Annotated in this window: 5 protein-coding genes; 3 read left to right on the plus strand and 2 right to left on the minus strand. The window is 61.0% G+C overall.

Annotated elements, in window-relative coordinates:
* Positions 1-546, plus strand: a 546-nt coding sequence (locus EN879_RS26215; protein ID WP_206521005.1) for an FAD-dependent monooxygenase, incomplete at its 5' end; no start/stop codon positions are given.
* Here EN879_RS26215 and EN879_RS26220 read toward each other — a convergent pair.
* Positions 523-1,485, minus strand: a complete 963-nt coding sequence (locus tag EN879_RS26220) for an AEC family transporter (protein WP_063168002.1) — start codon at positions 1,483-1,485, stop codon at positions 523-525. The genes EN879_RS26215 and EN879_RS26220 overlap by 24 nt on opposite strands.
* 125 nt (positions 1,486-1,610) lie before the next feature.
* Between EN879_RS26220 and hspQ the strand changes: the two genes are divergently transcribed.
* A complete protein-coding gene (hspQ, locus tag EN879_RS26225) occupies positions 1,611-1,934 on the plus strand; it encodes a heat shock protein HspQ (RefSeq protein WP_024503281.1) in 324 nt (107 codons plus the stop codon).
* A gap of 72 nt (positions 1,935-2,006) precedes the next feature.
* Here hspQ and EN879_RS26230 read toward each other — a convergent pair whose 3' ends face one another.
* Positions 2,007-2,636: an invasion associated locus B family protein gene (locus tag EN879_RS26230; RefSeq protein ID WP_013531658.1), complete on the minus strand. Its 630-nt coding sequence runs from the start codon at positions 2,634-2,636 to the stop codon at positions 2,007-2,009.
* A 260-nt stretch (positions 2,637-2,896) separates the two neighbouring features.
* Between EN879_RS26230 and EN879_RS26235 the strand changes: the two genes are divergently transcribed.
* A partial coding sequence (locus tag EN879_RS26235; RefSeq protein ID WP_164774585.1) for an extracellular solute-binding protein occupies positions 2,897-4,247 on the plus strand: 1,351 nt, incomplete at its 3' end.

Genomic DNA, 4,247 nt, shown 5'->3' on the forward strand with positions numbered 1-4,247 from the left:
GTCTGGGTGGTCAAGCCCGAGACCGCGACCGAGCTCGCCGCGCTGGACGATGCGACACTTTCTCAGCGGGTCGAACAGCAGATGCAGTCGATGCTGGGCCGGGTGGCTGTCGAGCCGGGCCGGCAGATCTACCCGCTATCGGCGGTGACGCCGCTTCGTTTTGCCAGGGATCGGGTGGCGCTGGTCGGCGAAGCCGCCCATGTGTTTCCGCCGATCGGTGCGCAAGGCCTCAACCTCGGCATCAGAGACGTCGACGATCTAATTGGAATCGCTTGTGAAAATCGATCCGATCCGGGCGCAGCCAAGGCGCTTGCAGCCTACGATTTCAAGCGCCGCCCCGACATTCTGGCGCGCAGCAGCGCGGTCAACCTGCTCAACATGTCGCTGCTTTCCGACATGCTGCCGGCGCAGATGGCCCGCGTTGCCGGGCTCGGCGTGCTCGGAGGCTTCGCGCCGCTTCGGGCTTTTTTCATGCGCGAGGGGCTTCGTCCCGGCAGCGGTTTTGCCGCGCTTGCCGGCGGGTTAGGGAAACAGGTCCGGCGCTAGGATATTGTGCCGGATCAGGTAGAGCAGCCCGGTAACGGTCACGACCGACAGGCAGGTTGTGATCAGCACACTGGCCGACGCTCGCTGTACCCAGACGCCATACTGCTGGGCGATGACGAAGACGTTCGTGGCGGTCGGCAATGCGGCCAGAAGCACCGCCGAGAAGACCCATGTCTCAGAGAAATTGCCGATCCAGCTCAGCACGACATAACAGAGCAACGGGTGCAGGATCAGCTTCAGCGCGGCGATCGGAACCATCTCATGCGGGACGCGATTGAGTGGCCTGAGCGCCAGCGTGACGCCCATGGCAAACAGCGCGCAAGGTGCGGCCGCACGGGAAAGATATTCTAGAAATCGCTCCACCGGCACGGGCGGTCGAAAGCCGATATAGGCGGCGCCGACACCCAGGGCGGTTGCGATGATGAACGGATGCAGCACGATCTTGCGCAGGACGCCCAGGGCAAGCCGGAGAGGAGTGGTCTTCTCGTCGCCAGACAGCGCCATCATCATGGGCGCGATGGCGAAATGCATGATGTTCTCGAAACAGAAGATCAAGGCGACCGGCACAGCCGCCTCCTCGCCGAAGGCCAGCAGCGCCAGCCCCGGCCCCATATAGCCGATATTGCCATAGGCGGCCGCGAGCGCCTTGATGGTCGATTGCGCTATCTCGCCGCGCGAGGTCAGGACCGACCCCATGAACATCAAGGAAAATATCATGAAGGTCGAGACGACCGAGCCGAAGATGAAGCGCCATTCCGTCAGGTCTTCGAACGGCGTCTTGGCAAGCAGTTGAAAGAAAAGTGCCGGCAGCGCGACATAGACGATGAACGTGTTCATCCAGCCGAGCGCGTCCAGCGGCTGCCTGGTGATGCGCGCCACCAGAAACCCGACAAAAATCAAGCCGAAGAACGGAAGAACAAGACCGATGACGTCAGACATTTTTATGCTGGTCCGAAACCCTGGCGCCGGGCTAACCCGTTGCTTAATAGGGCGTCAAGCGCCTCGGGATTGAATTGATGCGCGGTCTGCGCCAAATAAGCTCAAGGAACTCAGTGGTGAGTACGATGAAAACAGCCAAATTCGCAATCGGACAGGTGGTTCGCCACCGGCTGTTTCCATTCAGGGGCATCATTTTCGATGTCGATCCGCAATTCGCCAACACCGACGAATGGTACGAAGCCATCCCCGCCGACGTGCGGCCGCGCAAGGATCAGCCTTTCTACCATCTGCTCGCCGAGAATTCGGAGACCGAATACATCGCCTACGTCTCCGAGCAGAACCTGCTCGAGGACCAGTCGGGCGAGCCGGTCCGGCATCCGCAGATCAAGGAAATGTTCGACAAGAAGCCGGACGGCGGCTACCAACAGAAGCGGCAGTCCAGGCATTAGCCTGCTGGAAGACAGTCACAAAAAAGCGGGGCATGAACCCCGCTTTTTTGTTGGCTCGGCGATATCGGCCGATCAGTTGGCGGTCTTCGCCTTGTCCTGCTCTTCCTTGAGCTTCTTGGCGAAATCCTGGTTGTTCTTGGCGACGAAGTCCTGAAGCTTCTTCTGCCTGTCCTCGATGTCCGACTGCTGCAGCGCCGGGCCGTCATAGGCGCCGCTGAAGCCCTGCAGGGCGATCTTGATCGGATTGGGCTGATTCTGGAAATTGACCGAAGTCAGCGTGATCGCCTGGCCTTTCTTGAATGCCGCGACGAGCTGATCGGTCAGCGGCACTTCGGCCACGCAACGATCCGGGAAGCAGATCACATAGTCGAGCTTCTGCGCCTTGCCGGTGTCGATCTGCAGGCCGATGCCGGGAGGCACCAGACGGCCGGTCGGAACCGTCACCTGGAACACCTTGCGGTTCACCTTGCCCTTGAGCTCGATCAGGCTGACGCCGGTGACCAGCTGGCCATTGCCGGCAGTGGTGATGTTCTGGACGTTGCAGATGTCGACATCTTCCTGCTTGGTGCAGGCCTTGAACCAGCCTTGCGGAATCTGCTGCTGCTGCTGTGCGGAAGCGGCGGGAAGCCCTGCGCCGAGAAAGCCGACCACGCCAGCGGCCATGACCGACAGGCGGTACGCGTTGCTGTTCAGGCTCGTCATGTCGTGCACTTCCTCTCAAATGATCCCGGGACCGGCTTCTTCGTGCCGTGTGGTCCAGCTACCTGTTGCCGAAATGAGGCAACAGAATGACTTCGGAGGGCGTGTTACACTGCAAGCGAGGCCGAATCCAGCCCGGCGCCTGCGATTCTTGGCCGTGCGATTTGGGCCGTGCGATTTGGGCTGATGTATCTGGCCGGAGCGCGGTGGCGCCATGCTAGGGTGCAGTCCGAATCATCAAGCCGCCCAGTAAGGAGACGGTCATGGGCCGCGTTCTTGTTTGGCTGATCACCGCGATATCGTTTCTCGCCCTTTCGCATCAGCCGGCCGCATCGGAGCCGAAGCACGCCATCGCCATGCAGGGCGAGCCGGCGCTGCCGCCCGACTATACGCATTTCAACTACGTCAATCCCGACGCGCCGAAGGGTGGCTCGATCACCTATTGCGTCGTCGGCAGCTTCGACAATCTCAACCCTTTCATCCTCAAGAGCCTGCGCACCACGGCGCGCGGCATGATGGATACGATCTTCGGCAATCTGGTCTTCGAGCCGTTGATGCAGCGCAATGCCGACGAGGCTTTCACGCTCTACGGTTTGTTGGCCGAAAGCGCCGACATGGATCCGGAGCGCAAGAGCATCGAGTTCCATCTCAATCCGAGGGCCAAATGGTCGGACGGTCAGCCGGTGACGCCGGAGGACGTGCTGTTCAGTTATGATGTCTACACCGACAAAGGCCGCCCGCCTTACAGCGACCGCATGGCCAGGGTCGCCAAGCTCGAAAAGACCGGCGACCACAGCGTGCGCTTCACCTTCAACGACAAGGCCGATCGCGAATTCCCGCTGATCATCGCGCTGACCCCGATCATCCCGAAGCACGCCTTCGACAAGGAGACTTTCGACAGGACGACGCTCAAGCCGGTGATCGGCAGCGGTCCGTATACGATCGCGCAGGTGCAGCCAGGCCAGCGCATCGTCTTCAAGCGCAACCCGGACTATTGGGGCAAGGATGTCCCCGCCAAGCGCGGTTTCGACAATTACGACCAGATCACCATCGAGTATTTCCTCAACGCCAACGCCAAGCTCGAAGCGTTCAAGAAAGGCCTCTGCGCCATCGATGACGACAGCGATCCGGTGAAGCGCGAGCGCGATCTCGATTTTCCGGCCTTCCACAAGGGGGACGTGATCGCCGAAACCTTCGACACCGGCATTCCGCCGGTGGTGACCGGTTTCCTGTTCAACACGCGGTTGCCGAAATTCGCCAACCCGGTCGTGCGGCGCGCGCTCGGCATGCTCTACGACTTCGAATGGGCCAACAAGAACCTGTTCGGCGGCAAATACACGCGCACGATGAGTTACTGGCAGAATTCCGAGCTTTCCGCGCTCGGCCATCCGGCCGACGACAGGGAGAAAGCGCTTCTGGCGCCCTACCCCGGCCGCGTGCCGGCCGATGTCATGGACGGCACATGGCGGCCGCCGGTGACCGACGGATCGGGCCAGGATCGGCGCGTCTTGAAGGCAGCTTTCGATCTTTTGAAAAGTGTCGGCTACCACGTGCAGAATGGAACGATGCTTGATCCCGAAGGCAAACCCTTCGGCTTCGAGATCCTGACCGCTT

Source organism: Mesorhizobium sp. M7A.F.Ca.AU.002.02.1.1, assembly GCF_003998535.1.
Classification (GTDB): domain Bacteria; phylum Pseudomonadota; class Alphaproteobacteria; order Rhizobiales; family Rhizobiaceae; genus Mesorhizobium; species Mesorhizobium ciceri.

Bases quoted from the DNA above. Each gene is read 5' to 3' on its own strand.
- EN879_RS26220 (WP_063168002.1), bottom strand. From the start codon at position 1,485: ATGTCTGACGTCATCGGTCTTGTTCTTCCGTTCTTCGGCTTGATTTTT.
- hspQ (WP_024503281.1), top strand. From the start codon at position 1,611: ATGAAAACAGCCAAATTCGCAATCGGACAGGTGGTTCGCCACCGGCTG.
- EN879_RS26230 (WP_013531658.1), bottom strand. From the start codon at position 2,636: ATGACGAGCCTGAACAGCAACGCGTACCGCCTGTCGGTCATGGCCGCT.